Genomic DNA, 13,939 nt, shown 5'->3' with positions numbered 1-13,939 from the left:
ATCAGTGGCGCGGTGCGTTGAAGCTGAACTCGAACTCGTCGTTCATGTTCTGCATGTTCTGAGCCGCTTGGCGCCAGTCGGCTCCGGCTGCCATGCCCGGCGGCGGTTCGATCTCTCCCTGGACCTGATGATGATGGTCCTGCTGATCGATGGCCTGAACAGGCTGAGCGGTTCCGCGCACCGGCAGCGCGCAAAGACGGGAAGCAAGTTCCTGGAGTTCGCCGAGGATCGCTTCGCGGCGAAGCTCATGCTGCAGTGAGACGTTGCGGACGTCGCGCAGCAACTGCTCGTCGACGCGGCGTAGCGCATCGGACAGCGTGCGGACGAAGTCCTGCTCGGTGCGGGCATTCTCGGCGAGGCGGCTCAACATTTCTTCGACGTTTTTGGATAGGTCCGTCATCGGTTTCTCCTCGCAGGGTTGTTGAGCCTTAGTAGACCAAACCGCTTGATTCGCATGGCTAAAAAATGTTGCAGATATACTCAGCGAATGATCTATGCACAGCTTGAGTCGTCGGCATGCAGACTTTCGTCGTGGTTCGTTTGGGTATCGGCGAGCAAATTAAAAGCGCCCCGCACGAGATGCGGAGCGCTATTTTTTTCGGGAAGATCAAGCCGTCGCGGATCGCGCGTTAACACCGCCGCGTAAGGACGATGGATCTGGCTTCAGCCGGTGACGTCATCACCGACAAGATAAGAGCGAGTCGCGACTGGCGATCGATTACGACCGCGTCAGCGTCAAGCCTGCAACACCCGCTGAGAGATTGAGACCCGTCTGTCCTTCGACGCTGACCGGCTGGAGTACGACGGACTGATTCGAGCCGCCGACGAGAGCGTTGGCACTCGCGCCGATCCCGACGGCCGCGCCCGCCGTGACGCCGCCGTAGCTTCCTTCAAGAGCGTCGCCCGGCATGGCGTTCGTGCCGCCGAGAACTGTCCAGACGAGCGTGCTGGCGCCGGTGAAGCCGATGTCGACGCCGACCTGGGTGATCGTCGCGTGATAGGGGAACACGCGTCCGCTGACCGCCGTCGTGAATTCGCAGTTCATGCTCTCTTTCGAACCGAAGATGAGGCCCACGCCGCCATGGCCGTGGCAGGTCAACGTGCCGAGCGCCACCTTCGGGTCAGCTGATGCGGGCGAAACCGTTGCGAGCGCTGCTGCGAGGAGCGCGGCGCTGCCTGCCAACAGGCGCAAACGGATGGGCGAAAGGGTCATTGTCGTCTCTCCTGACATCGCTCGATCGTTCGCAGCCACTATTGGCCACGGACGACGCAGATAAGAAAACTCAAAACGGTCGGATATTTCGAGCCCCGTACTGACACTGTGAGGTAGCTTCCTAAAGGCACCCTACAGTGGCTGCAACTGATGTGGTGCAGACGTACCTCGGATGGAAGCGGACGCCAATTGATGCTTATCAATTAGACGGATGACGTCTCGGATAATTGACTTTTTATGCGCCGTTCAATCTTGAGCGAGTCGGGCGCCTACTGCGGTTCCAGCATCTCTTTCAATTCCTTGGTGCGCCGCAGCGTCTTGTCGGTCATGCAGCCGAGAATCGCGGAGGTCGCACCGGTGCCGTTCGTCCAGACCTGCGCCATGACATCCTTGCAGTCGGCATCGCGGTAGGCGACCCAGGCGCGCTGTGCGCCCCGCAGCGCCTCTTCGAAACTTTTGGCGTCGTAGGGCTTCTCAAGGTTGCGGGCGCGGGTGACCTTCAACGCCGAAGCGTAAGCAGCGTTCAGGGCCTTGTCGGCGGCTTGATATTCTTTGTCGGCGCAGAAATTGATTTCGACGGTCGATTCCGCTTTGGCGCAATCGATCGGTTCGTCGGCTGTGGCGGGTGCGGCGAACGCGAGCGATGAAACTCCGACGATCATGCAAAGCGTTCTGACGTCGAGATGCGGCATGGGGCGAACTCCGGGCGGCTGCGGTTTCAAGCCGATGTGTTAGACGGAGCGGCGCCCTATCGGAAGGCTGTCGGAGCGAAGATTTCGGCAGCATGGCGAATGAAACGTTTTCTCTGCAATTGCCGTCTTTTACCGTAACCCCCACATTGTCTGGGGATGAGAGATCCGATGCGTGCCGAAGCTTACAGCTATCGCGACGATGCGGCTGTGCCGCCGTTCGACGACACGCGTCCGATCGTGATTTTCGATGGGCTCTGCGTGCTGTGCTCGGGCGGCGTGCACTGGATGCTTGAGCGCGATCCTAAGGGCGAGACCCGCTTCGCCGTCATTCAGGATCCGTTGCCGCAATCGCTTTATCGGCATTACGGCCTCGACGCGGCGGCATTCGATACGTTCATGGTTCTCAGGGACGGTTTGCCCTATACGCGATGGGCCGGTGTTCTCGCGGCGGCGCGGACGCTGCCGCAACCGTGGCGGTTCCTCGGTTTTGCCGGGCGCGTTGTTCCTGATGCCATCGGCGACCGGATCTATGATTGGGTCCAGCGCAACAGACTGAAGTGGTTCGGGGAGCGGCAGGCATGCCGACGTCCGACGCCGAGCGAGATGTCTCGCTTTCTCGTCGGACCATGAAGGTCTTTCAAACGTTTAAGCAGTGGAGGCATCGATGAGCTGGCTGACCCATAACGATCCGATTCCGGGCGACCGGCAATCTTGCGACGCGGTGGAGCAAGTGATCGTGCCGCGGGCACGAGATCTCGGCGGCTTCTCGGTGCGTCGCGCTTTGCCTTCGGCGCAGCGGCAGATGGTCGGGCCGTTCATCTTCTTCGATCAGATGGGACCGGCGCAGTTCATTGCAGGGAAGGGGATCGACGTCAGGCCGCATCCGCACATCGGGTTGGCGACCGTGACGTATCTGTTCGACGGTGAGATCACGCATCGCGACAGCCTTGGATCGGCGTTGTCCATTCGGCCCGGCGAGGTCAATCTGATGACGGCGGGGCGCGGCATCGTTCATTCCGAACGTACGGGGCCTGAGGCGCGCGCCGTTGGGCAAGACCTGTTCGGAATCCAGTCGTGGATGGCGCTGCCCAAATCGCACGAAGAGACGGCGCCGAGCTTCGTGCATCTCGACGTCGGCGCATTGCCCCGGCTGGAAGGCGATGGCAAGCGCGTGCGCCTCATCATGGGCAGTCTTTACGGCGAGACGTCGCCTGCCGAGTTTCCGCACGCAACGTTCTATGCGGAAGCAATGCTGGCGCCGGGCGCAGTTCTGCCGCTCGATCCCGATTACGACGAGCGTGCCGTTTATATCGCGTCGGGCCGCATTGATATTGCCGGGCAGTCGTTCGATGCCGGACAGCTTCTGGTCTTCAAGCCGGGCGACCGGATTTCCATTCTTGCGGAGTCGAATGCACGACTCATGCTGCTCGGCGGCGAGCCGATGGATGGGCCACGGCACATATGGTGGAATTTCGTGTCGTCATCGCAGGACCGCATCGAGGCGGCGAAAGACGAGTGGCGGCAAGGCCGTTTCGACACTGTCCCAGGCGACGCGGAGGAATTTATTCCGCTGCCGGACGACCGCTAACCCGATTCTCATCTTAAAGTTCCGCGCTTGGCGATTTTTTTCGATTAAAGCAGCGTGTTAGCTGCGGTTCACTTGCGGGTCGCAAATCCGGCGGCAGTGACGCTCATATTTCATCCTGAGTTGGTGCTCCGTGGTGGGTGCGGATCACTCCGCTGGTCAGTTCACAGATCCGCATTTGGGTGGGCGGTGTGAATGGACAAGCGAACTCGTGAAGCAACAATCTCGGGAGACCAAAATGCGAAACTTGTTCCTAGCCGTCGCCCTGGCGTTGGGCCTCGGCTTCGCGGCGACGGGCGCTCAGGCTGCAGCGGTCGGCGGCAACGTCGCCGCAATCGACGCGGTCGCTAAGAGCGGCAATAGTGCGGTCGAGAAGACGTACTACCGGCGCGGATATTATGGCCGCCATCGCTACTGGCGTCGTGGCTATTACGGCCACCGTCCATACTGGCGGCGCCGTTACTACGGGCGGCCGTACTACTACGGATATCGTCCGTATCGCCGTCACTGGCGCCACGGTTACTACAATCGCTGGTAATCGAACCTAGACAGCGAACTCTCTCAGGGGGACGGGACGAGCTTAGCCTCGTCCCCTGTAGGGCGCGACGCCTTGATCGGGCAGCCAGATGTCCGCCGGCGCCGCGCCTGTTTGCCAGAAGACGTCAATCGGAATGCCGCCGCGCGGATACCAGTAGCCGCCGATGCGCAGATATTTCGGCTTAATGAGCGCGGCGATGCGCTTGCCGATCGCAACCGTGCAGTCCTCGTGAAACGCGCCGTGATTGCGGAATGCTGCGAGGTAAAGCTTCAGCGACTTGCTTTCGAGCAGCCACTTTCCCGGCACGTAGTCGATGACGAGATGGGCGAAGTCGGGCTGGCCGGTCACCGGACAAAGCGAGGTAAATTCCGGCGCCGTGAAGCGAGCGACATAATCCGTATCGGTGTGCGGATTGGCAACGCGCTCAAGCTCGGCTTTCTCAGGGCTTTCGGGAATGCCGACCTGTTTACCGAGCTGCGTGACGTCCGGCTTCGATGCCGCCATGGCGCGTTACTCCGCAGCCAGACGCGTTTCGGGCGCGGGCCCACGGTAAATGCAACCCTCGTTGCAGCTATCGCGGTGAACTTCGACCTGGGCCAAACCGGGGATGCGGTTGGCGAGGCGGTTCCAGATCCACATGGCGATGCGTTCGAGCGTCGGGGCTTCGAGGCCGTCGATGTCGTTCAGCATACGGTGGTCGAGCGCGTCTTCGGTGTCGGCAAGCGCGGCGGCAAGCTCATCGAAATGAAAGATGTAGCCCGTTTTTGGTCCGGGTTCGCCGTCGATGACAATGCGCGCACGGAAAGAATGGCCATGCACGCGCGAATTCGGCGAGCCTGGCGGTGCCGACGGCAGAAAATGGGCCGCCTCGAACCGGAATTCCTTATAGATCTGCATGGCGCTCAAATAGGGGATTTTCCCGGCGTCCGCCACCCCCGGTAGCAGGCCAAATCCGCGCCAAACGGGCGCGGAAAGCCCGAACGTTAAGGGATTCCGAGCAATTTGTGGGTCTGCACCGACAGCCGCCAGGCCGGATTGGCCTTGCAGTAGGCGATAGCGGCTTGGGTATTTGCAACTTGATCGGGTCCGTCCATCGGCTGGAGGAAACGCTGCTCGAAAGCGAGATCGAGGTATCCGGCCGGATCAATGCCCGTTTGCGGAAAGACGAGCTTCAACTCGTGGCCGTGACGCTGTTTAAGCTCAGATCCCGCTTTCGGCGAGACGCAGATCCAGTCGATGGTATCGAGCGCGGGGAGCGTGCCGTTCGTCTCCATGGCGATGCGGAAGCCTTCGGCGTGGAGTGCATCCACGAGGTCCTGATCGACCTGCAGCATCGGCTCGCCGCCGGTCAGAACAACGAACTTCGGCGCATCCGTTGCGGGCATCGCGGCGTCGCGGCAGGCGCGGGCGAGGGCTTCGGCCGTGTCGAAGCGTCCGCCGCCTGGGCCATCCGTACCGACAAAATCGGTATCGCAGAATTGGCAGGTGGCTTTGGCGCGGTCCTGCTCGCGGCCGCTCCAGAGATTGCAGCCGGCAAACCGGCAAAACACCGCAGGCGTCCCGGCGTTCGCGCCCTCGCCTTGTAGCGTATAGAAGATCTCTTTGACGGCATACATGCCGGATACCTACGGCGCCGGGGGCGCCAGTCAAGTGCGACTTATCCAAGTCTCAGAGGGGGCAATGGTGACCGAGCAGCGCACCTATCGCTATTTCGACCTGGTGATGGTCGCCTTCGTCGTCGTCCTTATATGCTCGAACTTGATCGGGCCGGCCAAGGCCGCGACCTTGACGCTTCCGGTGATCGGGCCGGTAACGTTCGGGGCGGGCGTGCTGTTCTTTCCGATCTCCTACATCTTCGGCGACGTGCTGACGGAAGTTTATGGTTACGCGCGGGCTAGGCGTGTGATCTGGGCGGGTTTCGCGGCCCTCATTTTTGCGGCAATCATGGCGGCCGTGATCGTCGCGCTGCCACCCGCACCTGGGTGGCCGAACCAGCACATCTACGAAGTCGCCTTCGGCAATACGTGGCGGATCGCGGGCGCTTCGATGATCGCGTATTTCTGCGGCGAGTTCGTCAATTCCTACGTGCTCGCGAAGATGAAGGTGCGCAGCGAAGGGCGGCACATGAGCTGGCGCTTCGTGGCGTCGACGATTGCGGGCGAGGCGGTCGATTCCTCGCTGTTCTATCCGTTAGCGTTCTACAACTCCGGGATCATGCCGAACGATCTCGTGCTGACGTTGATGATCTCGCAGTTTGTCGTGAAGACGCTGGTCGAGATCGTGTTCCTGCCGATTACGGTGCGCGTGGTCGCCGCGTTGAAGCGGGCGGAGAACGAGGACTATTTCGACCGCAACACGGATTTCAATCCGTTCAAACTGGACGCGTAAGGGAGCTTACCGTTGACTGATGAAGGCATTTCCGCGCCGGACACCCACGCCGTCATCGACGTCGAGACGATGGCGTCGATGAGCGGGCTGCAATACCTCGAAGCGATGATGCGGGGCGATGTTCCGCGTATGCCGATCGAGACGACGCTCGGGTTTCAGATGGTCGAGGCGGAAGAGGGGCGGACGGTGTTCGAGTCCGAGCCGCAGGTGGCGCATTACAACGCCATCGCGACAGTGCATGCGGGTTATACGGCGACGTTGCTCGATTCCTGCATGGCGTGCGCCGTGCTTTCGACGCTGCCGAAAGGCACCGGCTTCACGACAATGGAGTTCAAGATTTCGCTGCTGCGGCCGATGACGAAGGATACGGGCCCCGTGCGCGCGGAAGGCCTCATCATGAGCCGTGGACGCCGCGCCGCGACGGCTGAGGGACGGTTGACGGACAAGCGCGGCAAGCTCATCGCGCATGCAACGACGACGTGCCTGGTCTTTAATTTTTGATGTTTGTCATCCTCGGATTTAGATCGGAGATGACCTGTTCTAGATTTGCGCCGTCTCTTCAATATCGTCATGCCGGCGGAGGCTGGCACCCAGACAACGATCGACATTTGCGGTGCTGCAGTTTGACTGGATCCCGGCCTGCGCCGGGATGACGTTGTTCTGCCTCGATATAAGGCCGGATCACTCTAGCGCTTCGGCGATCGCCTGAAGCTCGGCTTCAGGCGAGGGGAAATCTTCGTAGGAATGCCCCGAGCCGCGATACCAGTAGCGGCTGTTGAAATCGTCGCCTTCGATCTTGTGCAGAATGGCGTGCAGCCAGCGATGCATCGGATCGCGCTCGTCGCGTTGGGCGATCTGGTGGGCGCCGTCCCAATCGCCTGCGATGGCGAGATCGACCGCGCGTTTCAGGTCTGCTGAGACTGCCATTCGATCCAGCCTTTCGCGCGCAGCTCGCACGCCGGGCAGATGCCGCAGCCGTACCCCCAGTCATGACGGTTGGTGCGGTCGCCCATGTAGCAGGTGTGCGTATCCTCGATGATGATCTTGATGAGATCGTCGCCGCCGAGTTCGGACGCCATCGCCCAAGTACCGGCTTTGTCGATGAACATCAGCGGCGTTTCGATGGTCATTGGGGTTGCAAGGCCGAGCGAGATCGCCTGCGCGAGCGTCTGGATCGTTTCGTTGCGGCAGTCGGGATAACCGGAGAAATCGGTTTCGCACATGCCGCCGACGAGGGTGGTGATGCCGCGCCGGTAGGCCAGTGCCGCAGCGTAGGTGAGGAACAAGAGATTGCGCCCCGGCACGAACGTCGTCGGCAGGCCGGTCGCCGCGAACGTGATCTCTGTTTCGCGTGTCAACGCCGTGTCACTGATGCTCTGTAAGGCAGGAAGATCGAGCACCGCGTCAGGCCCGAGCCGCGCGCCGACCTTTCCCAACTTCGCGAGCTTGTCGCGAACGACGTCGCGCTGGGCAAGCTCGACGCTGTGGCGCTGGCCGTATTTGAACCCAATCGTTTCGACGCGGTCGTAATGCGCGAGCGCCCAGGCGAGGCAGACGGTCGAATCCTGGCCGCCTGAGAACAATACGAGCGCGGATGTTTCAGGTGTCATCATGGGGGTACGATCAGAGGCTCTTGCCGTCATACAGCGTCGGTTTCAGGGACGCCGCGTCGATACCATCAAGGCAGCGGACGTTGACAGCGACCATCGTCGCGCCGCTCGGTGTGGTGCCGTAGGAATAGGAGCCGATGCCGCATTCCGGGCAGAAGGTGTGGTGGATCACCTTCTTGTTGAACTGGTACTCGGCCTGCGCGTCTTTGTCCGATAAAAGGGAAAAAGCGCTCTCCGGCACGAAGCCCATGATGGCGCCGCGCTTCTGGCAGAAGGAGCAATTGCAGATTTTCAGGCTTTCGAGGGCCAGCTCCGCCTCAAAACGGACGCGGCCGCAGTGGCAACCTCCGGTCCACTTCTTCGTTTCCGACATTGGTATACCTTGGTTCTCGGGTAAATGTCCTTTCGGGTAGGCGTTCGACTGCCCGCAGGGACTTTGCCTTATTAGCGATTGCGGCTAAAACCCGCCCGAACCTGTCACACCCGTCGTCTCTCGACAAGCCAACCAGAAAATATCGGAAACGCTCATGACCGCCATCGTTGACATCATTGCCCGCGAAATTCTCGACAGCCGTGGCAATCCGACAGTCGAAGTGGATGTGGTGCTGGAAGACGGCTCGGAGGGACGCGCGGCGGTGCCATCGGGCGCTTCGACCGGCGCGCACGAAGCCATCGAACTGCGCGACGGGGACAAGGCGCGCTATCAGGGCAAGGGTGTGCAGAAGGCGGTCGATGCGGTCAACGGCGAGATTTTCGATGCGCTGTCGGGTATGGACGCGGAAGACCAGCGCGGTATCGACGCGGCACTGATCCAGCTCGACGGTACGGATAACAAAAGCCGTCTCGGCGCCAACGCGATCCTCGGCGTTTCGCTGGCCGTCGCCAAGGCAGCGTCGATTGCGAACAACCTGGCGCTCTATCGCTATGTCGGCGGCGTCAATGCGCACATCCTGCCGGTGCCGATGATGAACATCATCAACGGCGGCGCGCATGCCGATAACCCGATCGACATTCAGGAATTCATGATCATGCCGGTGGTGGCGGAGACCTGCGCCGATGCGATCCGGATGGGTTCGGAAATTTTTCAGACGCTGAAGAAGAACCTGCATGACGCCGGCCTCAGCACTTCGGTTGGCGATGAAGGCGGGTTCGCGCCAAACCTCAAAAGCGCCGACGAGGCGCTCGGCTACATCATGAAGGCGATCGAGAAGGCAGGATACAAGCCGGGCGACGACGTGATGCTGGCGCTCGATTGCGCCTCGACCGAATACTTCAAGAATGGCAAGTACGAGCTTGCCGGCGAGGGCAAATCGCTGGACAGCGCGGCGAACGCCAAATACCTCGAAGATCTCGTCAACCGTTTCCCGATTATCTCGATAGAAGACGGTATGGCAGAAGACGATTGGGCCGGGTGGAAGATCCTGACCGATCTTCTTGGCAATCGCGTGCAGCTCGTGGGCGACGATCTCTTCGTGACGAACACGAAACGGCTTGCGGACGGCATCGCGAAGGGGACGGCCAACTCGATCCTCGTGAAGGTCAATCAGATCGGCTCGCTCTCCGAAACGCTCGATGCGGTCAGTATGGCGCAGCGCGCCGGATATACTGCCGTCATGTCGCACCGCTCCGGCGAGACCGAAGATTCGACGATTGCGGATCTCGCGGTCGCGACGAATTGCGGTCAGATCAAGACAGGATCGCTGTCGCGCTCGGATCGTTTGGCAAAGTACAACCAGCTCATTCGCATCGAAGAAGAGCTTGGCGATGTCGCCGTTTATGCTGGACGATCAGTAATTAAACGTGCCTCAGCATAAACTTTAAGGGCCGTTTTTTTCGAACATTACGGAACCGAGGTCGTTTTTCACCGACTTTCCGTCACTTTCGCTTGCGATCTTCTATGCTGATCTGATGTCGGAACGTTTTGCCCCTCGCGAGCGTTTCTGCCGCGAGTAAGAGGGTGGGTTAGTAATGCGACAATCGAGAGTATTGGCTCAGCAGGTGATTGCTCGCCCGCGACGGGTCGAGAATTTCCGGCGTAAATCGTGGACGCCACGAACAGTTCGCAGGTCGGTGCCGGTCGAGATTTCGGAACCGACTGTTGCGAGCAACTATATTCCGGGCGAGTTCGAAGAGCCGCAATCGCCACTCTTCGTGGCGGTGAAGCGTACCATCTGCCTGACCTGGGACGTCGCGATATTAACAGTGCTGTCGCCGTTCTTCGCAATCTGGTTTCTCTATCGTGGCGCGAAGCGATTGACGGATGCGAGGCCGCAAAAAGGCTGACGCCTACGTCTTCATGCAAGCCATTTGTTAAAGCCCCGCGTCGGGGCTTTTTCTTTGTTGGAACTGTCGCGCTGTCAGGTCGTTTGCCTCGCAAAGGAGAGCTGCGACATGAAACATTTAACAGCGATAGCCCTAACTCTGATCGCCGCTCCTGCTGCATCAGCGTTGGCACAGGACAGCACGCTGCCGGAAAGCATGCGCATCCAACAAAGCGTGACGCAGCAGAACGCCAGCGATCAGAACATGCCCGCCAACCGCGGAAGCTCGCAGCCGACGACGGAAGCGCCGGGCAGCGCGGCTGGACCGGTTGAACGGCATCGGCTCGATCCGGCGGCGCCCAGTCCGCAACGACTGCAGATTGAAGATGGCACCAGCGCCTCGGTGCGCAATCCTGATGCGGACGCGTTGCATCCGGGGCCGTCTGGATCGTCTTACAACACGATCATGCGCGGGGCACCTTCCACCAGCGGCACGAGCACCGGGACGTCCGGCATCGGATCATCGCCGGGAACGGGCGCGTCAAGTGGCTCGGGTGCAAGTGGGAGCGTCGGTGGTGCGGGCGGCAGCGCAGGCGGCGGAGCTTCGTCGGGCGGCGGCCACTAGTCCATTTGCGAAGGATAATCATGGCAACGCAAGCAAAGTCAGAACCTGAGCGTACGGCGCAACAAGGCCGCGACATTCAGGATGAGGTCGATCTCCTGGATGCCAAGGAAGCCGGGCGGGAGAAAAAGAAAAAATCAAAGCCGGTCATGCAGGCGGGGGCGCGCGAATACCCTTCGCATTTTCCGGCGCAGCATCAGGAAAAGTCCGGCGATGAAGCCGCGCTTCAACTTGCGCCGATGTATGATGCGCCGGGATATCAAGGTTCGGCGAAGCTCAAGGATCGCGTCGCATTAATCACGGGCGGGGATTCCGGCATCGGCCGGGCTGTCGCGGTGCTATTTGCGCGCGAAGGCGCCGATGTCGCGATCTGTTACCTGGAATCGCGCAACGATGCGCTCGACACAAAGGAAGCCGTCGAGAAGGAAGGACGACGCTGCCTGCTGATCGAAGGCGATGTGTCGGATTCCAAATTTTGCGAAGATGCCGTCGCGCAAACTGTGAAGACGCTCGGCAAGCTAGACGTGCTTGTCAACAACGCGGCTTTCCAGGAGCACACGTCGGATATTCTCGACCTCAGCGACGAGCATTTCGATCGGACACTCAAGACAAATCTCTACGGCTATTTCTACATGGCGCGGGCTGCCGTTCCACATATGGCTTCTGGTTCTGCGATCATCATGACGGGATCGGTGACCGGCATCGAAGGCAGCAAAGAGTTGCTGGATTATTCGATGACCAAGGGCGGCATTCATGCGTTTACGCGTTCGCTGTCGTCTCAACTCATAGAGCGCGGCATTCGCGTCAATGCCATCGCGCCGGGGCCGGTGTGGACGCCGCTCAACCCTGCCGATCGTCCGGCCGAGGATGTTGCCAAGTTCGGAACGTCGGCGGCGATGGGACGCGCGGCACAACCGGAAGAGATCGCGCCCGCGTTCGTATTCATGGCAGCGCCCTGCTGCTCAAGCTACATCACGGGCGAAATACTTCCCGTCATCGGCGGTTATGGCGCTTAACGCAATCGCGCTTACTGCCGATGTTTCTTATGGCTCGGTGTTGCCGGAGTCGGCGTCGGGGCCGGCATGTTTTTGAGCACCAGATCGATATCGATCGGTTTGCAGCCGCCGGTACGCAGCATCTCGTTCACGGTATCGGCGTCGCGACGCAAATTAGCGATTTGCGCGTAACTGTCGGGATCGACGTGCGCGTTCGAGCTGAACAAGCTGAAAACGGTGTTGGTCGGTCGTGCTGCCTGAGAGGCCTGTAGGGCGCGAATTTTTATGAGCTGGTCGTTGACGAATTTTGTCGGCTCGGCGCAGGGATCGCTGTTGGCCGTGGAAAGGCTTTTCGGCTTTTTGTGTTTGGCCCAGGCGTCTGTGGGCGGCGAGAGCCATCCTGACAGCACGGCAGCGATGACACCTGCAATCGCAAACCTGGCAGCCGATCTTAATCTCATCTCAATAGCTCGCAGCGGGATCGTTCGCACGACAGCAATGATGCGCGAAATATGCCATGAGTGGGACGCGCAGATAACAAACTTCCAGTTTTATGACATGCGCGCCCGCGGTGTCCGTTTGTTATGATCGATTTGATTCTGCGGTGCCGCTCGAAGGGGCGTCGCGCTCCGAACGGCGACTGGCAATGTTATCGTAAAGGCTGTCTTTGATGAGCATGCTCGGATGGATCCATCGGCGCGGACGCAAACCGGATGCGGAGGTAACGCCAACCCCGGTGCAGACGCCCGTCAACAAGCGGCCGAAGATCGATCCTGAAGTCGCCAGAGAGCGGGCGCGCAAAAATAGCCCGTGGCGGTACGACGACGGCCCGTCACGCCGTCCGGTCGGCGGCAAATAGGCCCGTTTACCTTTCCGGCCCGCACGTTGTGGCATTGCCGCGCTGGCATTTGCTCGATGTGGAACGTAGTGTCTGTCCCGGGGAGCTGGGGGCGTTCCGGTATGCTCGTGCGTGGTCTCGTCGGGCTTCTATACAACACTTTGACGTCCTGGCTGGTGGGCCGGGGAGTGTGGCGATGAGCGTTACGATTGCGATCGCCAATCCGAAAGGCGGCGTCGGCAAGACGCTGACGACGATGATGCTGGCCGATGGGCTGGCGCTATCCTACGGCGCTCGCGTGCTCGTGCTCGACATGGATCCGCAGGCCGGGGCGACAAAGGCGCTGCTCGGCATCGACGCGGAGCAGGAACTACGCGAGAGGCGGATCGGCCTCGGCGCCATGCTTCAAGCCTTTGCGCGCGGACGCGATATCCGTCTTGCTTCGCATCGGGTTGCGGCGAGCGATCTCATCGAGCTTCAGGACCGGGAAAAAGGTTTTATCGATATCGTACCGTCGAACCATGAGCTGCTGGGCGATATGGCCGACTTCGAACGTTCGGCGCACCGGAAACGGCGGCGCGACCGCCTCGATGTGCAGCTTGCTAAGGCTCTGCGAGCAGAGCTGAATAAATTCGATGACGAATACGATGCCGTTCTGGTCGATTGTCCCGCGGGGCCAGGACCGCTCGCGCTGGCGGGCATCCGGCTGGCGCATCATATCCTGGCGCCGACGAGCCTTGAGACGAATGCTTATTCGACGCTAACGGATTTCCTGAAGTTCATTCTCGCCGACGATCTCGATCTTGCGGCGCAGGTCATGGTGCATCCGCTGATTACGCAGTATCAGGCGACGAATTCTCTACAACGCGAGATGCTCCAGCACATCAAAGAAGGGCTGGCACATCTCAACGCGATCTCCCGACCGGTGCCTTATACGGCGGCTCTACAGAACGCTGCCGCGCATCCGGGGATGGGCAACCTGCGGACGGCGCGGCAGAAATACGGCAACGCATTGGCGGATGTCGTGGCGCTGACGAAGGCGGTTGTCGAGCGCGTGAGCGCAAATAGCTGATAGTCGGATACTGAGTGGATCAGCGACCATTTGGGGATGCCGGAGCCCGATGCGCGCGCTATAAGTCCGGCTATTGGAGCCAAGGTCGGATCGCCCTTCGGCTTTGGGTTTTGATAAGTGAGGGG

General features: G+C 60.5%; 21 protein-coding genes. 11 read left to right on the top strand and 10 right to left on the bottom strand.

The genetic code is table 11. The features are described from left to right. Position 1 precedes the first annotated feature (1 nt). The 3 genes from RLW55_RS15770 to RLW55_RS15760 all read right to left on the bottom strand — a co-directional run bounded on the left by RLW55_RS15770 (position 2) and on the right by RLW55_RS15760 (position 1,905). Positions 2–400, bottom strand: a complete 399-nt coding sequence (locus RLW55_RS15770) for a hypothetical protein (protein ID WP_409559848.1) — start codon at positions 398–400, stop codon at positions 2–4. 318 nt (positions 401–718) lie between these two features. Next, positions 719–1,213 carry a DUF992 domain-containing protein gene (locus RLW55_RS15765; RefSeq protein WP_013947579.1) on the bottom strand — a complete coding sequence of 165 codons (495 nt, stop codon included), beginning with the start codon at positions 1,211–1,213 and terminating at the stop codon, positions 719–721. 269 nt (positions 1,214–1,482) lie between these two features. Next, a complete protein-coding gene (locus tag RLW55_RS15760; RefSeq protein ID WP_423414685.1) occupies positions 1,483–1,905 on the bottom strand; it encodes a lysozyme inhibitor LprI family protein in 423 nt (140 codons plus the stop codon). A 168-nt stretch (positions 1,906–2,073) separates the two neighbouring features. Here RLW55_RS15760 and RLW55_RS15755 point away from each other — a divergent pair, with 168 nt between their 5' ends. The 3 genes from RLW55_RS15755 to RLW55_RS15745 all read left to right on the top strand — a co-directional run bounded on the left by RLW55_RS15755 (position 2,074) and on the right by RLW55_RS15745 (position 4,028). Then, positions 2,074–2,535, top strand: coding sequence for a thiol-disulfide oxidoreductase DCC family protein (locus tag RLW55_RS15755; protein WP_423414684.1), 462 nt, complete (start codon positions 2,074–2,076; stop codon positions 2,533–2,535). A gap of 34 nt (positions 2,536–2,569) precedes the next feature. Beyond that, positions 2,570–3,493, top strand: coding sequence for a pirin family protein (locus RLW55_RS15750; protein WP_423414683.1), 924 nt, complete (start codon positions 2,570–2,572; stop codon positions 3,491–3,493). Between the two features lie 235 nt (positions 3,494–3,728). Next, positions 3,729–4,028, top strand: a complete 300-nt coding sequence (locus tag RLW55_RS15745; RefSeq protein ID WP_414462657.1) for a hypothetical protein — start codon at positions 3,729–3,731, stop codon at positions 4,026–4,028. Positions 4,029–4,070: 42 nt separating this feature from the next. On the opposite strand, the gene queF is transcribed toward RLW55_RS15745, so the two are convergent. The 3 genes from queF to queE form a co-directional block, all read right to left on the bottom strand. After that, positions 4,071–4,532, bottom strand: coding sequence for a preQ(1) synthase (gene queF, locus RLW55_RS15740; protein WP_414462658.1), 462 nt, complete (start codon positions 4,530–4,532; stop codon positions 4,071–4,073). Positions 4,533–4,538: 6 nt separating this feature from the next. Continuing rightward, positions 4,539–4,925 (bottom strand): 6-pyruvoyl trahydropterin synthase family protein, encoded by a 387-nt coding sequence (locus RLW55_RS15735; protein ID WP_423416422.1) that lies wholly within the window; start codon positions 4,923–4,925, stop codon positions 4,539–4,541. An 86-nt stretch (positions 4,926–5,011) separates the two neighbouring features. Further along, complete coding sequence (queE, locus tag RLW55_RS15730; protein WP_423414682.1) at positions 5,012–5,644, bottom strand: 7-carboxy-7-deazaguanine synthase; 633 nt, start codon at positions 5,642–5,644, stop codon at positions 5,012–5,014. A 64-nt stretch (positions 5,645–5,708) separates the two neighbouring features. On the opposite strand from queE, the gene RLW55_RS15725 reads away from it, so the two are divergent. Both RLW55_RS15725 and RLW55_RS15720 read left to right on the top strand, forming a co-directional pair. Next, positions 5,709–6,416, top strand: a complete 708-nt coding sequence (locus RLW55_RS15725; protein WP_423414681.1) for a queuosine precursor transporter — start codon at positions 5,709–5,711, stop codon at positions 6,414–6,416. A gap of 12 nt (positions 6,417–6,428) precedes the next feature. Beyond that, entirely contained in the window at positions 6,429–6,917 is a 489-nt protein-coding gene (locus tag RLW55_RS15720) for a PaaI family thioesterase (RefSeq protein ID WP_423414680.1), read from the top strand. A gap of 180 nt (positions 6,918–7,097) precedes the next feature. Here RLW55_RS15720 and RLW55_RS15715 read toward each other — a convergent pair whose 3' ends face one another. The 3 genes from RLW55_RS15715 to RLW55_RS15705 are packed head-to-tail and all read right to left on the bottom strand — an operon-like array spanning position 7,098 to position 8,399. Beyond that, positions 7,098–7,343 carry a hypothetical protein gene (locus tag RLW55_RS15715; protein ID WP_423414679.1) on the bottom strand — a complete coding sequence of 82 codons (246 nt, stop codon included), beginning with the start codon at positions 7,341–7,343 and terminating at the stop codon, positions 7,098–7,100. Then, the gene (gene queC / locus RLW55_RS15710; protein ID WP_423414678.1) at positions 7,322–8,059 is read right to left on the bottom strand and encodes a 7-cyano-7-deazaguanine synthase QueC; all 738 of its coding nucleotides are present in this window, start codon (positions 8,057–8,059) and stop codon (positions 7,322–7,324) included. The genes RLW55_RS15715 and queC overlap by 22 nt, the downstream gene beginning before the upstream one ends. Next, on the bottom strand, positions 8,040–8,399 hold the full coding sequence (locus RLW55_RS15705; RefSeq protein WP_423414677.1) for a GFA family protein: 360 nt from the start codon (positions 8,397–8,399) through the stop codon (positions 8,040–8,042). The genes queC and RLW55_RS15705 overlap by 20 nt, the downstream gene beginning before the upstream one ends. Positions 8,400–8,553: 154 nt before the next feature. On the opposite strand from RLW55_RS15705, the gene eno reads away from it, so the two are divergent. The 4 genes from eno to RLW55_RS15685 all read left to right on the top strand — a co-directional run bounded on the left by eno (position 8,554) and on the right by RLW55_RS15685 (position 11,925). Further along, a complete protein-coding gene (eno, locus tag RLW55_RS15700; protein ID WP_423414676.1) occupies positions 8,554–9,840 on the top strand; it encodes a phosphopyruvate hydratase in 1,287 nt (428 codons plus the stop codon). Between the two features lie 154 nt (positions 9,841–9,994). Next, positions 9,995–10,309 (top strand): hypothetical protein, encoded by a 315-nt coding sequence (locus RLW55_RS15695; protein WP_423414675.1) that lies wholly within the window; start codon positions 9,995–9,997, stop codon positions 10,307–10,309. 108 nt (positions 10,310–10,417) lie between these two features. Further along, positions 10,418–10,912: a hypothetical protein gene (locus tag RLW55_RS15690; protein ID WP_423414674.1), complete on the top strand. Its 495-nt coding sequence runs from the start codon at positions 10,418–10,420 to the stop codon at positions 10,910–10,912. 20 nt (positions 10,913–10,932) lie between these two features. Next, positions 10,933–11,925 carry an SDR family oxidoreductase gene (locus RLW55_RS15685; protein WP_423414673.1) on the top strand — a complete coding sequence of 331 codons (993 nt, stop codon included), beginning with the start codon at positions 10,933–10,935 and terminating at the stop codon, positions 11,923–11,925. An 11-nt stretch (positions 11,926–11,936) separates the two neighbouring features. Here the strand turns inward: RLW55_RS15685 and RLW55_RS15680 are convergent, their stop codons facing one another. Beyond that, entirely contained in the window at positions 11,937–12,365 is a 429-nt protein-coding gene (locus tag RLW55_RS15680) for a hypothetical protein (protein WP_423414672.1), read from the bottom strand. Between the two features lie 209 nt (positions 12,366–12,574). Between RLW55_RS15680 and RLW55_RS15675 the strand changes: the two genes are divergently transcribed. Together RLW55_RS15675 and RLW55_RS15670 are read left to right on the top strand one after the other, a co-directional pair. Then, entirely contained in the window at positions 12,575–12,763 is a 189-nt protein-coding gene (locus RLW55_RS15675; RefSeq protein ID WP_423414671.1) for a hypothetical protein, read from the top strand. Positions 12,764–12,938: 175 nt separating this feature from the next. Continuing rightward, positions 12,939–13,814 carry a ParA family protein gene (locus tag RLW55_RS15670; protein ID WP_423414670.1) on the top strand — a complete coding sequence of 292 codons (876 nt, stop codon included), beginning with the start codon at positions 12,939–12,941 and terminating at the stop codon, positions 13,812–13,814. Positions 13,815–13,939 lie beyond the last annotated feature (125 nt).

The sequence above is a fragment of the Hyphomicrobium sp. B1 genome (assembly GCF_049532635.1).
Classification (GTDB): domain Bacteria; phylum Pseudomonadota; class Alphaproteobacteria; order Rhizobiales; family Hyphomicrobiaceae; genus Hyphomicrobium_B.
This window is presented reverse-complemented; position numbering and strand designations above follow the sequence as displayed.

Coding starts and splice junctions, on each gene's coding strand:
- RLW55_RS15690 (WP_423414674.1), top strand. CDS start 10,418: ATGAAACATTTAACAGCGATAGCCCTAACTCTGATCGCCGCTCCTGCT.
- RLW55_RS15715 (WP_423414679.1), bottom strand. CDS start 7,343: ATGGCAGTCTCAGCAGACCTGAAACGCGCGGTCGATCTCGCCATCGCA.
- queE (WP_423414682.1), bottom strand. CDS start 5,644: ATGTATGCCGTCAAAGAGATCTTCTATACGCTACAAGGCGAGGGCGCG.
- RLW55_RS15675 (WP_423414671.1), top strand. CDS start 12,575: ATGAGCATGCTCGGATGGATCCATCGGCGCGGACGCAAACCGGATGCG.
- RLW55_RS15745 (WP_414462657.1), top strand. CDS start 3,729: ATGCGAAACTTGTTCCTAGCCGTCGCCCTGGCGTTGGGCCTCGGCTTC.
- RLW55_RS15670 (WP_423414670.1), top strand. CDS start 12,939: ATGAGCGTTACGATTGCGATCGCCAATCCGAAAGGCGGCGTCGGCAAG.
- eno (WP_423414676.1), top strand. CDS start 8,554: ATGACCGCCATCGTTGACATCATTGCCCGCGAAATTCTCGACAGCCGT.
- RLW55_RS15685 (WP_423414673.1), top strand. CDS start 10,933: ATGGCAACGCAAGCAAAGTCAGAACCTGAGCGTACGGCGCAACAAGGC.
- RLW55_RS15755 (WP_423414684.1), top strand. CDS start 2,074: ATGCGTGCCGAAGCTTACAGCTATCGCGACGATGCGGCTGTGCCGCCG.
- RLW55_RS15725 (WP_423414681.1), top strand. CDS start 5,709: ATGGTGACCGAGCAGCGCACCTATCGCTATTTCGACCTGGTGATGGTC.
- RLW55_RS15765 (WP_013947579.1), bottom strand. CDS start 1,213: ATGACCCTTTCGCCCATCCGTTTGCGCCTGTTGGCAGGCAGCGCCGCG.
- RLW55_RS15680 (WP_423414672.1), bottom strand. CDS start 12,365: ATGAGATTAAGATCGGCTGCCAGGTTTGCGATTGCAGGTGTCATCGCT.
- RLW55_RS15760 (WP_423414685.1), bottom strand. CDS start 1,905: ATGCCGCATCTCGACGTCAGAACGCTTTGCATGATCGTCGGAGTTTCA.
- RLW55_RS15695 (WP_423414675.1), top strand. CDS start 9,995: ATGCGACAATCGAGAGTATTGGCTCAGCAGGTGATTGCTCGCCCGCGA.
- RLW55_RS15705 (WP_423414677.1), bottom strand. CDS start 8,399: ATGTCGGAAACGAAGAAGTGGACCGGAGGTTGCCACTGCGGCCGCGTC.
- queC (WP_423414678.1), bottom strand. CDS start 8,059: ATGACGGCAAGAGCCTCTGATCGTACCCCCATGATGACACCTGAAACA.
- queF (WP_414462658.1), bottom strand. CDS start 4,532: ATGGCGGCATCGAAGCCGGACGTCACGCAGCTCGGTAAACAGGTCGGC.
- RLW55_RS15770 (WP_409559848.1), bottom strand. CDS start 400: ATGACGGACCTATCCAAAAACGTCGAAGAAATGTTGAGCCGCCTCGCC.
- RLW55_RS15750 (WP_423414683.1), top strand. CDS start 2,570: ATGAGCTGGCTGACCCATAACGATCCGATTCCGGGCGACCGGCAATCT.
- RLW55_RS15735 (WP_423416422.1), bottom strand. CDS start 4,925: ATGCAGATCTATAAGGAATTCCGGTTCGAGGCGGCCCATTTTCTGCCG.